The following is a 12,542-nucleotide window of genomic DNA, read 5'->3' as shown; positions in this document are numbered from 1 at the left end:
GCCTCGCGGAGCCGGACCGGCGGTGGGAGCCCGTCGGGCGGGTAGCCTGAGATGCGTACCCGCCGGCTCGACGAACGGTGCCGGGTGCGGTCCCGAAAGGACACCACATGCTCTACTCCCAGACCCCTGCGGCCGAGAAGCGCCGGCTGTTCCGCGAGCGCCTCGCCTCGGGCGAGCTGCTCCGTTTCCCCGGGGCGTTCAACCCGCTCTCGGCGCGACTCATCGAGCGCAAGGGATTCGAGGGCGTCTACATCTCGGGCGCCGTGCTCGCAGCCGATCTCGGCCTGCCCGACATCGGCCTGACCACCCTCACCGAGGTCGCGGGGCGCGGGCAGCAGATCGCGCGCATGACGGAGCTGCCGGCCATCATCGACGCCGACACCGGCTTCGGCGAGCCGATGAACGTCGCCCGCACCATCCAGACGCTCGAGGACGCCGGCATCGCCGGGGCCCACATCGAGGACCAGGTCAACCCGAAGCGCTGCGGGCACCTCGACGGCAAGCAGGTCGTCGACGAGAACACCGCGATCAAGCGCATCCGGGCCGCGGCCGACGCCCGCCGCGACGACAACTTCCTCATCATGGCGCGCACCGACATCCGGGCCGTCGAGGGGCTGGATGCCGCGATCGACCGCGCCAAGGCGCTCGTCGACGCGGGTGCCGACGCGATCTTCCCCGAGGCGATGCGCGACCTCGGCGAGTTCGAGGCCATGCGCACCGCGCTCGACGTGCCGATCCTCGCGAACATGACCGAGTTCGGCAAGAGCGACCTGTTCTCGGTCGACCAGTTGCGCGACGCGGGCGTCAACATCGTGATCTGGCCGGTCTCGCTGCTGCGCATCGCGATGGGCGCCGCCGGCCGGGGGCTCGACACCATCATCGACGAGGGGCACCTCACGTCGAAGCTCGGCGAGATGCAGCACCGCGCCGACCTCTACGACCTCGTCGACTACGAGGCCTACAACCACTTCGACCAGGACGTCTTCAACTTCGAGATCGCGCGCTGAGGCCTCGCGCTCAGCCGTACAGCTCGGCGACCTCGGCGACCGGCACGATGCCGTGCGCGGCCGCGCGCAACCGCGGGTCGTCGGTGACGAGCACGTCGGCCTGGAGCACCGCGACCGCGAGGTACTCGGCCGGCGTCACGTCGTCCCAGTCGAGCTGCGCGGCCAGCTTCCACGCGGTCGACCTCGACACCCGATCGCCCAGCAACCGGATCTTCAGCTCGGCGAGTCCCTCGAGCTCCGCGCGCGCCGTCCGCCCGTCGAGGCGGCCCGTGCGGGCATCGTCGTAGAGCTGCGAGAGCACGTGCGAGCGCAGTACCGACGGCGCCACGAGCCGTCGATGCTCGCTCGCCGGCGGCGGGTCGCGGATGAGTCGCAGGGCGACGGCGGCGTCGATCGCGAAGCGGGTCATGCCCCGATGGTCGCAGGTGCCGCCGACCTCCGAAAGGCCCCGCCCGATCACCCCGGCGCGGCCCCGGCTGTGCACCGGCTGGGACTGGGGCGGGCGGCGTTGACGCGGCGCGGCCGCGGGGCGGAGACTCGCCGTATGGAAGAACGCGAAGCCGCCGAACTGCGCAGCGTCGAAGAGGTCGTCGACCGACTGGCCGTGAAGTACCCCGACGTCGACCGAGCGGTGATCGCGGAGATCGTCGCCGAGGAGCACCACGAGTACGAGGGGCGTCGTGTGCGCGACTTCGTTCCGGTGCTCGTCGAGAAGAGCGCGAAGAAGCGGGTCAAGGCGATCCAGCCCGCCTGAGCGGGCGCCGGATGTCGCGTGGTCGACGTGGCCGCCGTCGCCGGCGGTGTCGGGTCAGAACCGGCTGAGCCCGCTGCCGAGCACGATGACGCCGACCAGCAGCACGATGAGCGACGTGACGAGGCCGCTGTTGCGAATCAGCCAGTCCTGCGTCGTGACGAGTCGCGGCTCCATCCGCGCCGGGTCTGCGAGCGTGACGATGATGGGCACCGCGACCGTCGAGGCGGCGATCACCACGTAGACGCCGATCGAGATCGCGGAGGCGGTGAGGTCGAGGTTCTCGCCGCGAATGGCCAGGCCCGCCGCGATCGCGAGCAGGATCGCCTTGGGGCGCACGTTGAGCAGCAGGGCGAGGCCGAATGCCGGCCACCGGCCGAACTTGTCGATCGAGCGGAGCCAGGCCGGCATCTCCGTGTGGGTGGTGCGCCGGGAACGCACCCACGACACGACGGCCAGCACGATGAGCGCCGAGCCGATGACCGTCTCCCAGATGCCGATGGCCGTGTTGGGCCGGAGGCCGAACTTCGGCGTGGGGATCAGCTGTGCGCCGAGCACGCAGAGCGAGACGACGACCAGGAGCCCGAGCACCCAGCCGATCAGGAACGGGAGCGCCGTGCGATCGCGGTTCGGCGAGAGCAGCAGCACGATCGTGGCCATGATGGGCACGGTGCTGAACGCCATCGCGATCGCGATCGGGAGCACGTGGCCGATGGCGGCGAGCATCGTCGTCGTCCCGCCGACTCAGGCGTGCTTCACGTCGTCGCCGGGCTCGGCGCTTGCCGCATCGCCGGTCGCGGCGTCGGTCGACTTCTCCGCCCGGCGAGCGGCCTTGCGCGCGGCATCCGATGCGCTGAGGGTGGCCCTCGTCTCGACGAAGTCGCCGAGCAGGGGACGCACCCAGGGCATGCGCGGGTTGGTGTCGATGAGCATGACGCGGACGAGGAGCGTGAGCGGGATCGCGAGGATCGCACCGGTCGGTCCGAGCACGATCGCCCAGAAGAGCACTGAGAAGAAGGTGATCGACTGGCTGAGGGCGACGGCGTTGCCGACGACGCGCGGCTGCACGACCGACTGCACGCCCGCGTTCACGATGCCGTAGAGCACGATGACGGCGATCACGGTCGGCCATCCGCCGACGAGCGCGCCGAAGACGATCGGCGGGATGATCGCGATGAAGTAGCCGACGTTGGGGATGAAGCTGCAGATGAACGACAGGAGTCCCCAGATGAAGGCTCCGGGGACGCCGAGGAACTCGAGGACCACCCAGTTGATGACGCCCTGGGCGACGCCGAGGGCGGTCGTGACCACCATGTAGCGGCGGACGTTCGACGCGTAGTCGCGGAGCGACTGCACGAAGAGGGGGCGGTGCGGCTCGATCTTTCGCAGCACGGCGGGCAGCAGTGAGGCGTCCATCGGCATGAGGAGCAGCATCGTGAAGATGATGACGAGGGTCGTGGTCACGCCGACGGCTCCGCCGACCACCCCCCAGACCACCTGCGCGACCTGTCCGACGTCGAAGCTGCCGAGCGCCGCGGTGATCTCGGAGGAGTCGACGCCGATCGACGAGAGCCAGGTGCCGAGGCCCGCGATCCAGGCGTGGATCTCGGGGGCGAACTGGGGGAGCAGCGCGGCGAACTGGCTGAGCGCGACGAGCACGGCGTAGCCGAAGACCACGACGAGGGCGATGAGCGCGACGATCACGGCCCCCGTGGCGATGCCGCGGGGCACGCCGCGTCGCTCGAGGATGACCCGGATCGGTTGCGCGCAGATCGTCAGGATGAGGGCGAGGAAGACGGGCGCGACGATCGAGGCGATCTGCGCGAGGCCGATGACGGCCAGGGTTCCGCCCCCGAGGGCCATGAGGAGGTACGCGTTGCGATTCAGCGGCGTGGCGGCGGCGGCAGCTTCGGTCGCGGCGGTCGCGGCGGCCGCCGCATCGGCGTCGGGCGCCGGTGCGGGAGTCTTGTGCTTCCGATTCCACCACATCGAGGTCAGGCTAGTGCCCGACGGGGTTCAGGTGTGGGATTGCGGCGGATGCGTCGTGAACGAGCGGAATCCCGCGGATGCTCCGCCCGTTCACGCGCCGGGGCGGGACTACGCCGTGAGGGAGAATCCGCCGGCCCAGGAGGTCTTCTCCTGCACGGCGAGGGTGAGCTGCAGGAAGCCGAGCGCCTCGAGCTCGCGGGCCCGCTTGAGGGCGCCCGCGTCGACGACCTTCACGCCGCCGGCCGTGAACACGTCGGTGACGAGTCGCTTGGCGTCGGCGTCGTCTCCGGAGACGAGCACGGTGGTCTGGGCGTCGCCGACGCGCTTCGCGGCGAGGGTGGCGGCGAAGTTGGTGTTGAAGCCCTTGAGCACGCGCGACTCGGGGAGCGCGGTGGCGAGGTCGGCCGCGGCGGAGCCGTCGGCGTCGACCACGAGCGAGTCGAAGGTGGCGAAGTCGAGGGGGTTCGTGATGTCGACGACGATCTTGCCGGCCAGTGCCGGGCCGTGCACGGCGACGATGTCGGCCAGCGCGGGGTGCGGGACGGCGAGCACGACGATCTCGCCGGCGATGGGGGCGGCCTCGCGGCCGATGAACTCGACGGCGTTGCCGCCGTCGGTGACGAGGGTGCCGATGGCGGTGCCCATGTTGCCGTTGCCGATGATGCTGACCGTGGTCATAGTGCGACTCCTTCTCGTGCCGATCGGGAGGCCCGTCGGCAATTACTTGTTGGAACAACTAAACCGTAGCACGACTTTAGTTGTCATGACAACCAATGCGCTAGACTGGCCGACATGACGTCGACCCCGCCCTTCTCCCCGGCCGAGGCCACGGCATGGGCCAGGCTCGTCGCCGTGAGCGAGCTCCTGCCGACGATGCTCGACGCGCAACTGCTGCGCGACGTCGAGCTCACCCACTTCGAGTACCTCGTGCTGTCGGTGCTGGCGGCCTCGCCCGACCAGACGAGCCGCATGACCCGGGTCGCGTCGCAGACGAACGCCACCCTCCCGCGGCTCTCGCACGTCGCGCGTCGCCTCGAGGAGAAGGGCCTGCTCGAGCGGTTCCCATGCCCCCAGGACAAGCGCGCGACGAACGCGCGCATCACGTCCGAGGGGCTCGCCGTGCTCGATCGCGCGGCGCCCGGCCACGTGGCCACGGTGCGCTCCAACGTGCTCGACGCCCTCGAGCCCGGCGAGCTCGATCAGCTCGCCGCGATCACCGCGAGCATCCTCGCGCGGCTCGACCCCGAGGGGCGGCTGTCGGCGACGCAGTGCGACTCGGCCACGACCGAGCCGGCGGCATCCGCTCGCTCATAGTGCGACCCGGCGCCCGACCGGGTGCGCGCAGCACGGTGCGTGCCGTCAGGCGAGGCCGAGCGCCTCGTGCACCCAGGCCAGCGCGGCGCGCTCGTCGTCGTTGACCTTCTCGCCCCCGATGCTGAGGAAGCCGTCGCCCGAGGTCCGCGCGGCCACCTCGGCGACGCGGTACGCCGCGGTCTTGTAGCCCGGGCCGTCGGCGCCCGCCTTCGCATCGACGAGCGCGACGGCCGACGTGATGGCGGCGCGCAGGCGCTCGAGGTTCTCGTCGGAGTGCTTCGTCGGGCCGGGGTCGCCGCTCGCGGGGGTGTCGGATGCCGCGTCGGAGACGAGGAGGTTGCCGGATTCGCCGCCGTGGCGATTGACGAGCTCCGCGGCGGCGGCCAGCATGTCGCGCGCGGTGCCGATGCCGCTGTGGGGCGCGGATGCCACGACGAACGCGGCCGCGTGCAGCGGCAGCTTGGCGACGACGGGCCATTCCTCTGCGCTGAAGTTCGCCTTGCCCATGTGATGCCCCCCGATGCCGATGCCGATGCCGATGCCGATGCTCGTGCCGTCCCGTACAGGCTAGGCGACGAACCCGGCATGCGAGGATCGAGCCGTGGCGACCGTCGTGTTCTGTCCGGTGACGTTCAACCTCGCTGAGACCACCCGCATGATCGAGGTGGCTCGGGCACTCGACGGTGCGCACCGGCCGGTGTTCATGGGGTACGAGCACGACTACGTGCGCCTCATCGCAGACGCGGGATTCGAGTACCGGGCCTGCGAGCCGGGCTGGACCGCCGCGCAACGCCGGCAGGCCATCGACTTCGACCAGGGTCGGGCGCTGCGGAGCCCGTTCACGCGCGATCTCGTGCGCGCGCGGGTCGAGGTCGAGCGCCGGCTCATCCGGGAGACGGATGCCGCGGCCGTCGTCATCGGGTCGAACATCACGTCGCTCATCTCCGCCCGCGCCGAGGGCGTTCCGCTGTTCTACCCGGTGCCGTTCGCGCTCACGGGGCCGCAGGTCGAGCAGACCCGGCGGATGCACTTCGTGCAGGGCTCCGGTGCGATCGCGCGCGCCGCCGACCGCATCGCGACGGCAGCGTTCCGCTGGCTGTACACGAGCGCACCGGTCGCGCCGCGGGCGTTCTCGACGGTTGCGAAGGAGAACGGGGTCCCGCCGTTGCGAACGGTCGCGTCGATGCTCGAGGCCGACGTGAACCTGCTGACGGTGATGCCCTGGGAGCTCGACGGCTACGACCTGCCGGGCGACTACCAGCGGGTCGGGCCGATCTTCGCGCGCCTCGACGCCCCGATGCCGGCGATCGTCCACGGGCTGGCCTCCGCGCCTGAACCGCTCGTCTACCTGGGTCTCGGCTCCTCGGCCGATCGACGGCTCGCGCTCGCCGCGGCGGCGCAACTCGGTGCGCTGCCCGTGAACGTCGTGGCGCCGATCGGGCACTACCTCGAGCCGGGCGACGAGGTGCCGGCGAACGTGCACGTGACCGACCTGCTGCCCGCGCACCTGCTCGGGGGGCTCGTCGACGCCGCGGTGCTCCATGGCGGCCAGGGCACCGTGCAGACCGCGTGCGCGACCGGCATCCCGTTCGTCGGCCTCGGCCTCCAGCCCGAGCAGGTGTGGAACGTCGAGGTCTGCGTGAGCCGGGGCAACGCCCTCCGGGTTCCGCCGAAGCGCGTCGGGCGGCCCGAGTTCCTCGACGCCGTTCGCCGCGTGATCTCCGATGCGAGCCTGCGCGAGGCCGCCGCCGAGGTGCAGCGAGCGTTCACGGGGGAGGACGGCGCGATCGCGGCCGCGCGTGCCATCGAGGCGACGATCGGCGGGTGAGCACGGCATCCGGCGTCGGATGCCGGCTCCGCGACGGAATGGGCGACATCACCCCTTGACAAGGAATTGTGTTTGTTCCAAACTCAATTCACCACTTGCAAGGAGGCAGCGTGAAGATCGTCATCGTCGGAGCCGGAATCGGCGGACTGGCCACGGCCCTGAGTCTCGGGGCGGCGGGGTTCGACGACGTGACCGTCGTCGAACGCTCCCGGCAGCTGCGCCCCCTCGGCGTCGGCATCAACCTGCTGCCGCACGCCGTGCGCGAGCTCACCGAACTCGGCCTCGCCGACGCCATCTCCTCGATCGGCACGGCCCCTGGCCGGCTCTCGTACTTCAACCGCTTCGGGCAGCCCGTCTGGAGCGAGCCCCGCGGCCTCGAGGCCGGGTACCACTGGCCGCAGCTCTCGGTGCACCGCGGCGAGTTCCAACTGCTGCTCGCCGACGAGGTGCGCCGCCGCTTCGGCGCCGACGCGATCCGGCTGGGCTGGCGAGCCACCGGCGTCGAGCACGGCGTCGCGACATCCGACGGCGTCCGCGAGCGCGCCAGGTTCGCGGATGCCGCGGGCGACGAGCTCGTGCTCGACGCCGACGTCGTGGTGGGTGCCGACGGCATCCACTCGGCGCTGCGGGCGCAGGCCCACCCCGGCGAGGGCGCGCCGCCGTGGAACCGGCTGGTGCTCTGGCGGGGCACCGCCCTCGCCCCGACGTACCTCGACGGCCGGACGATGATCATGGCCGGCGACGCCGAGCAGAAGTTCGTCGCCTACCCGCTGGTTGCGCCGGGAGCCCACGACGGCCTCACGCGGGTCAACTTCATCGCCGAGCGTCGGGCGCCCGAGGGCATGGCGGAGACGGCCGACTGGAACCACGCGGTCGACCCCGCGCCGATCGTCGAGCTCTTCGCCGACTGGACCTTCGACTGGCTCGACGTGCCGGCCGTCATCGCCGCCGCCGACGAGATCCTCGAGTACCCGATGGTCGACCGGGAGCCGCTCGAGCGGTGGACGGTCGGACGCACCACGCTCCTCGGCGATGCCGCGCACGCGCTCTATCCGAACGGCTCGAACGGCGCCTCGCAGGCGATCCTCGATGCTCGCTCGCTCGCCTTCCACCTGGCGACGGCCGCCGACGTCGATGCCGCGCTCGCCGCGTACGAGGACGACCGCCGCCCGGTCACGACCCGCCTCAGCGGGATGACGCGGCAGCTCGGCCCCGAGCGCGTGATGCAGCTCGCCTACGAGCGCGCACCGCAGGGGTTCGCTGACGTCCACGACGTCATCCCGGAGACCGAGCTGCGGGAGATCGCCGACGCGTACAAGGTGGCCGCGGGGTTCCACCCCGACCTGCTCAACGAGCGCTCGTCGCTGACCCCGCCGGTGCGGGCGTGAGCGACGCCGACCCCGGCACCGGCGCTGTCGTCGATCCCGGCGCCGAGCCCGACCCCGACGGGGTCGACGTGGCCCGGCTGAGCGGCGTCATCTCGCCGTTGCGCCGCAGCCTGCTGCGCGCCGCGCGCGAGTCCGAGCACCTGCCAGACATCCCCGACGCGCAGATCGAGGTGCTCCGGGCGCTGCCCGTGGGCACCACGCGCAGTCCGGTCGAGCTCGCCGACGACCTCAGCCTGAACCGCACCACGGTGAGCAACCTGCTGAAGGCCATGGAGGGCGCCGGGCTCGTCACACGCGAGGCGGATCCCGCCGACCGTCGACGCGTCGGCGTTCGCGCCTCCGCGAAGGCCGAGCATCTGCTCGGCCGCTTCGACGAGGCCAGCACCGCCCTGCTCGCCGAGGCCCTCGCCGACGTCGCCGACGCCGACATCCGGGCGCTCGCCGCCGCCCTGCCCACGCTCGAACGACTGCGCGACGCGTTGCAGGCGCGCTCGAGGGCGGCCCGCGACATCCGCTCGACACCCGAATCACCCGAATCACCCGAACCCGGCTCGCGCCGCCCCAGCGCGACCCCCGACGTCAAGGACGACGAATGACCCGACGCTCGCTCTCCGACCGCATCGGCGCCGCCATGATGCGCCGCACCCTCACGGGATTCGAGCCGGGCGACCGGCACGTCGAGATCACCCGCGTCGAGACGCCGATGTCCGACGGCACGGTACTGCTCGGCGACCTGCTCATGCCCGACCGCGTCGAGCCGGGCACGCCCACGGTCGTGATGCGCACGCCGTACGGCCGAAGCGCGTCGTTCCGTGTCCGGTTGCCGCTGCCCCTCGCGAGTCGCGGATATCCGGTGCTGCTGCAGAGCGTGCGCGGCACGTTCGGATCCGGCGGCGAGTTCACGCCGCAGGTGCATGAGGCGTCGGACGGCCTCGACACCCTGCGCTGGGTTCGCCGGCAGCCGTGGTTCACGGGGCACCTGGTGTCCGCCGGAAGCAGCTACCTCGGGTTCACGCAGTGGTCGGCGACCGCCGCCGCGAACCGGGCGGGCGAGCCCGAGACCGCGGCCGAGTCGATGTCGCTGGCGGTGACCATGCCCGACTTCGGCGCGATCACGTGGGACCACGGTGCGTTCGCGCTGCTGAACTCGCTCACGTGGAGCCGCATGATGACGCTCATCGAGAGCCCGAAGTTCATCCTCACGATGATCGGGCCCGACCGGCGGTTCAAGGCCGCTCTCGGCCACACGCCGCTCGGTGGCAGCGACCGCGCCGCCACCGGTGCGGCGATCCCGTGGTGGGACGACTGGCTGCGAAACGAGGACCTTCGCGAGCCCTACTGGGCGCAGCAGTCGTACCGGGCGGATGTCGCGGACGTGACGGCGACGATCAGCATGACGACCGGCTGGTACGACATCTTCCTGCCGTGGCAGATCGGCACCTACGAGGACCTCGTGGCGCAGGGGCGGCAGCCGCAGCTCACGATCGGGCCGTGGGGGCACGACACGGCCGAGGGCTCCGTCGCCCAGCTCGAGGGGGCCATGGCGATGTGGGACGAGCAGTTCCGCGGCATCCCGAACCCCCGCCCGGCACCCGTGCGGTTCTTCCTCGGGGGCGCCGGCGAATGGCACGACGACGCGGCCTGGCCGCCCGTCGGCACGCGGCCGGCCGAGTGGTTCCTCGGCGCGGGCGGCACCGTCGGACCCGACGCGCCGACGGCGCCCGGCGATCCCACCCGGTTCCGCTACGACCCGAGCGGCGATCCGACGCCGTCCACCGGCGGCCCGGTGCTGCGCGGCGACGGCGGCGCGGTCGACGACCGCGAGCACGAGCAGCGGTCCGACGTCGTCACGTTCACGAGCGCGCCGCTCACGGCCGACCTCGACGTCACCGGAACCCCCGTCGCGAAGATCTGGCTGCGCAGCGATCGCTCGAGCGTCGACGTCTTCGTGCGCCTCACCGAGGTGCACCCCGACGGACGCTCGATGAGCGTGACCGACGCGATCCGGCGGGTCGGCGCCCCCGGCACCCTGCACAGCGACCCGCCGCGCACCACTGACGGCGCGTGGGAGGTGGAGGTGCCGCTCTGGCCGACGGCGCACCGCTTCGCTGCCGGCAACCGCCTGCGCGTGCAGGTGAGTTCGGGCGCGTTCCCGCGCTACGCCCGCAACGGCGGCACGGGGGAGCCCGCCGCGACTGAGACCGAGTTGCTGCCCGCGAACCAGGACGTCTTCCACGAGCCGGCCCGGCCCTCGTCGGTGACGCTCCCGGTCTGGAGCCGCGCATGACCGGGCGAGCGGATGCCGCGGGTCGGGCGGATGCCGCGGGCTCGGCGGATGCCGCGGCGCCGGCGCCCGTCGAGTCGCGGTCCGTCGAGCCGCCCGCGACCCGCCTCGTGAAGCTCTTCCGCGCCGAGGTGCTCGTCGACGGCATCGAGGACCACGGCGTGACGAGCGCGGGGCATCGCCGCGTCGTGCCGATCCTCGGCGGTCGCCTGAGCGACGGCCTCGACGCCGAGGTGCTGCCGGGCGGGGCCGATTGGCAGGTCGTGCGACCCGACGGGACGATCGAGATCGACACCCGGTACACGGCGCGCACGGCGGGCGGCGACCTGCTGCACCTGCGCACGCACGGCATCCGCTCCGGCAGCCCCGAGGTGCTCGCGGCGCTCGGGCGAGGCGAGGTCGTGCCGCCCGACCAGTACACGTTCCGGCTGCACGTCGAGGTCGAGACATCCGCCCCCGCACTCGCGCACCTGCAGCGGTCGCTCATCGTCGGCGTCGCCGCCCGCGGCCCGCGGCAGGTCGTCTACGACGCCTACGCGGTCGACTGAGGGGCGCCGAACCAGGTCGGCAGGCGGCGCTCGAGGTCGGCCTGGTCGTCGCCGATCCAGGCGACGTGGCCGTCGGGTCGCAGGAGCACGGCGGGCGCGTCCAGCTCGGCGCCGGCATCGGCCACGAGGTCGACCCGGTCGGTCCATCCGGTCGCCGCGAGGCCGCCCGTGCGGTCGAGCAGGAGTCCGCGGCCGTCGTGCATGCGGTCGTAGAGGCGGCCCTGCGAGAGCGGGAGGTCGCGCAGCCGGCGACCGAGCAGGTCGTGCCCGTCGCCGACGTCGTAGCGGATGCCGATCGACGCGACCTTCTCGGCGAGGAACCGGCTGACGTCCGCGAAGCCCATCAGCTCGGTCAGCAGCCGCCGCACGGCCTGCGGGCCGGGGTCGGGCAGGAGCAGCTCGCTCTGGGCGCGCGTGATGGTCAGCACGTCCTCGGCGACCGGATGCCGCTCGGTCGAGTAGCTGTCGAGGAGACCCGCCGGCGCCCACCCATCGATCTCGGCGGCGAGCTTCCAGCCGAGGTTGAAGGCGTCCTGGATGCCGAGGTTCAGTCCCTGCCCGCCGAGCGGCGGGTGCACGTGGGCCGCGTCGCCGGCGAGCAGCACCCGGCCTGCCCGGTACCGTTCGGCGAGCCGGGTGGCGTCGCTGAACCGGGTCAGGGAGCGCGGCGAGTGCACGCCGAAGTCGGTGCCGGCGTAGGCCCGCAGCTGCGTGCGGAACTCCTCGAGGGTCGGCGGCACCGTGCGATCCTCGGCGACGGATGCCGCGGGCACGACCGCCCGGTGCAGGCCGTCGCCCGCGGGGCCGATGCCGAATCCGCGGTGGGTCCTGCGCACCTCCGCCGAGATCGCGGCCACCTCGTCGGGCGATGCCGTCACCGCGACCTCGCCGAGGAGCCACTCGGTCGTGGCGGGTTCGCCCGGGAAGCCGATGCCGAGGCGCCGGCGCACCAGGCTGCGACCGCCGTCGCAGCCGACGAGCCAAAGGGAGCGCAGGCGGCCGCCGTCCGCGATCTCGACGTCGACCCCGTCGTCGTCCTGCGCGAACCCCGTCACCTCGACGCCCCGGCGGATCTCGGCGCCGAGTTCGGCGGCGCGTTCGGCCAGCAGGCGATCGGTCACCGGTTGGGGGATGCCGAGGATGTAGCCGTGCGCGGTGTCCAGGTCAGTGGGCGCCGGCGCCTCGATACCGGCGAAGCGCCCGACGCCGCCGGGGTACCGCGTCCCGTGCGCGAGGAATCGGTCGAGGAGGCCGCGCTGGTCGAGGATCTCGATGCTGCGCGGATGCAGGCCGAGGGAGCGGACGGCCGGGTTCGGCTGGGCGTCCCGCTCGAGCACGAGCACGTCGACGTCGTGGAGCCGCAGTTCGGCGGCCAGCATCATGCCGGTCGGCCCGCCGCCGCTGATGATCACGTCGTACATGCGAACCTCCCT

Annotated in this window: 14 protein-coding genes; 8 read left to right on the top strand and 6 right to left on the bottom strand. The window is 72.3% G+C overall.

Annotated features, from left to right (window positions below):
- Positions 1 to 107 precede the first annotated feature (107 nt).
- On the top strand, positions 108 to 1,007 hold the full coding sequence (prpB, locus tag ACR3IO_RS06890; protein WP_434070432.1) for a methylisocitrate lyase: 900 nt from the start codon (positions 108 to 110) through the stop codon (positions 1,005 to 1,007).
- A 10-nt stretch (positions 1,008 to 1,017) separates the two neighbouring features.
- Here the strand turns inward: prpB and ACR3IO_RS06885 are convergent, their stop codons facing one another.
- Complete coding sequence (locus ACR3IO_RS06885) at positions 1,018 to 1,416, bottom strand: hypothetical protein (protein ID WP_434070431.1); 399 nt, start codon at positions 1,414 to 1,416, stop codon at positions 1,018 to 1,020.
- Positions 1,417 to 1,551: 135 nt separating this feature from the next.
- Between ACR3IO_RS06885 and ACR3IO_RS06880 the strand changes: the two genes are divergently transcribed.
- Complete coding sequence (locus ACR3IO_RS06880; RefSeq protein ID WP_434070430.1) at positions 1,552 to 1,761, top strand: three-helix bundle dimerization domain-containing protein; 210 nt, start codon at positions 1,552 to 1,554, stop codon at positions 1,759 to 1,761.
- Positions 1,762 to 1,815: 54 nt separating this feature from the next.
- On the opposite strand, the gene ACR3IO_RS06875 is transcribed toward ACR3IO_RS06880, so the two are convergent.
- From ACR3IO_RS06875 to ACR3IO_RS06865, 3 genes are all read right to left on the bottom strand, one after another.
- Positions 1,816 to 2,484: a GAP family protein gene (locus tag ACR3IO_RS06875; protein WP_434070429.1), complete on the bottom strand. Its 669-nt coding sequence runs from the start codon at positions 2,482 to 2,484 to the stop codon at positions 1,816 to 1,818.
- An 18-nt stretch (positions 2,485 to 2,502) separates the two neighbouring features.
- Entirely contained in the window at positions 2,503 to 3,747 is a 1,245-nt protein-coding gene (locus ACR3IO_RS06870) for an AI-2E family transporter (RefSeq protein WP_434070428.1), read from the bottom strand.
- Positions 3,748 to 3,855: 108 nt separating this feature from the next.
- Complete coding sequence (locus ACR3IO_RS06865; protein WP_434070427.1) at positions 3,856 to 4,425, bottom strand: NADPH-dependent F420 reductase; 570 nt, start codon at positions 4,423 to 4,425, stop codon at positions 3,856 to 3,858.
- Between the two features lie 114 nt (positions 4,426 to 4,539).
- Between ACR3IO_RS06865 and ACR3IO_RS06860 the strand changes: the two genes are divergently transcribed.
- Complete coding sequence (locus tag ACR3IO_RS06860; RefSeq protein ID WP_434070426.1) at positions 4,540 to 5,061, top strand: MarR family winged helix-turn-helix transcriptional regulator; 522 nt, start codon at positions 4,540 to 4,542, stop codon at positions 5,059 to 5,061.
- A 45-nt stretch (positions 5,062 to 5,106) separates the two neighbouring features.
- On the opposite strand, the gene ACR3IO_RS06855 is transcribed toward ACR3IO_RS06860, so the two are convergent.
- Positions 5,107 to 5,568: a hypothetical protein gene (locus tag ACR3IO_RS06855; RefSeq protein WP_434070425.1), complete on the bottom strand. Its 462-nt coding sequence runs from the start codon at positions 5,566 to 5,568 to the stop codon at positions 5,107 to 5,109.
- 94 nt (positions 5,569 to 5,662) lie between these two features.
- Here ACR3IO_RS06855 and ACR3IO_RS06850 point away from each other — a divergent pair, with 94 nt between their 5' ends.
- From ACR3IO_RS06850 to ACR3IO_RS06830, 5 genes are all read left to right on the top strand, one after another.
- Entirely contained in the window at positions 5,663 to 6,889 is a 1,227-nt protein-coding gene (locus tag ACR3IO_RS06850) for a glycosyltransferase (RefSeq protein ID WP_434070424.1), read from the top strand.
- A 110-nt stretch (positions 6,890 to 6,999) separates the two neighbouring features.
- Complete coding sequence (locus ACR3IO_RS06845; protein ID WP_434070423.1) at positions 7,000 to 8,277, top strand: flavin-dependent oxidoreductase; 1,278 nt, start codon at positions 7,000 to 7,002, stop codon at positions 8,275 to 8,277.
- Positions 8,274 to 8,873, top strand: coding sequence for a MarR family winged helix-turn-helix transcriptional regulator (locus tag ACR3IO_RS06840; RefSeq protein WP_434070422.1), 600 nt, complete (start codon positions 8,274 to 8,276; stop codon positions 8,871 to 8,873). Before ACR3IO_RS06845 ends, ACR3IO_RS06840 begins: the two co-directional genes overlap by 4 nt.
- Positions 8,870 to 10,564, top strand: a complete 1,695-nt coding sequence (locus ACR3IO_RS06835; RefSeq protein WP_434070421.1) for a CocE/NonD family hydrolase — start codon at positions 8,870 to 8,872, stop codon at positions 10,562 to 10,564. The genes ACR3IO_RS06840 and ACR3IO_RS06835 overlap by 4 nt, the downstream gene beginning before the upstream one ends.
- Positions 10,561 to 11,109 (top strand): DUF3237 domain-containing protein, encoded by a 549-nt coding sequence (locus ACR3IO_RS06830; RefSeq protein WP_434070420.1) that lies wholly within the window; start codon positions 10,561 to 10,563, stop codon positions 11,107 to 11,109. Before ACR3IO_RS06835 ends, ACR3IO_RS06830 begins: the two co-directional genes overlap by 4 nt.
- Here ACR3IO_RS06830 and rox read toward each other — a convergent pair.
- Positions 11,094 to 12,530, bottom strand: a complete 1,437-nt coding sequence (rox, locus tag ACR3IO_RS06825; protein ID WP_434070419.1) for a rifampin monooxygenase — start codon at positions 12,528 to 12,530, stop codon at positions 11,094 to 11,096. The two genes, ACR3IO_RS06830 and rox, sit on opposite strands and share 16 nt — an antisense overlap.
- Positions 12,531 to 12,542 lie beyond the last annotated feature (12 nt).

This window comes from Agromyces sp. Marseille-Q5079, from assembly GCF_051016555.1.
In the GTDB taxonomy this organism is placed as follows: domain Bacteria; phylum Actinomycetota; class Actinomycetes; order Actinomycetales; family Microbacteriaceae; genus Agromyces.
The sequence above is the reverse complement of the archived record's forward strand: the minus strand, read 5'-3'. Positions and strand labels throughout refer to the sequence as shown.

Bases quoted from the DNA above. Each gene is read 5' to 3' on its own strand.
- ACR3IO_RS06885 (WP_434070431.1), bottom strand. From the start codon at position 1,416: ATGACCCGCTTCGCGATCGACGCCGCCGTCGCCCTGCGACTCATCCGC.
- ACR3IO_RS06860 (WP_434070426.1), top strand. From the start codon at position 4,540: ATGACGTCGACCCCGCCCTTCTCCCCGGCCGAGGCCACGGCATGGGCC.
- ACR3IO_RS06880 (WP_434070430.1), top strand. From the start codon at position 1,552: ATGGAAGAACGCGAAGCCGCCGAACTGCGCAGCGTCGAAGAGGTCGTC.
- ACR3IO_RS06855 (WP_434070425.1), bottom strand. From the start codon at position 5,568: ATGGGCAAGGCGAACTTCAGCGCAGAGGAATGGCCCGTCGTCGCCAAG.
- ACR3IO_RS06875 (WP_434070429.1), bottom strand. From the start codon at position 2,484: ATGCTCGCCGCCATCGGCCACGTGCTCCCGATCGCGATCGCGATGGCG.
- ACR3IO_RS06830 (WP_434070420.1), top strand. From the start codon at position 10,561: ATGACCGGGCGAGCGGATGCCGCGGGTCGGGCGGATGCCGCGGGCTCG.
- ACR3IO_RS06870 (WP_434070428.1), bottom strand. From the start codon at position 3,747: ATGTGGTGGAATCGGAAGCACAAGACTCCCGCACCGGCGCCCGACGCC.
- ACR3IO_RS06865 (WP_434070427.1), bottom strand. From the start codon at position 4,425: ATGACCACGGTCAGCATCATCGGCAACGGCAACATGGGCACCGCCATC.
- rox (WP_434070419.1), bottom strand. From the start codon at position 12,530: ATGTACGACGTGATCATCAGCGGCGGCGGGCCGACCGGCATGATGCTG.
- prpB (WP_434070432.1), top strand. From the start codon at position 108: ATGCTCTACTCCCAGACCCCTGCGGCCGAGAAGCGCCGGCTGTTCCGC.
- ACR3IO_RS06835 (WP_434070421.1), top strand. From the start codon at position 8,870: ATGACCCGACGCTCGCTCTCCGACCGCATCGGCGCCGCCATGATGCGC.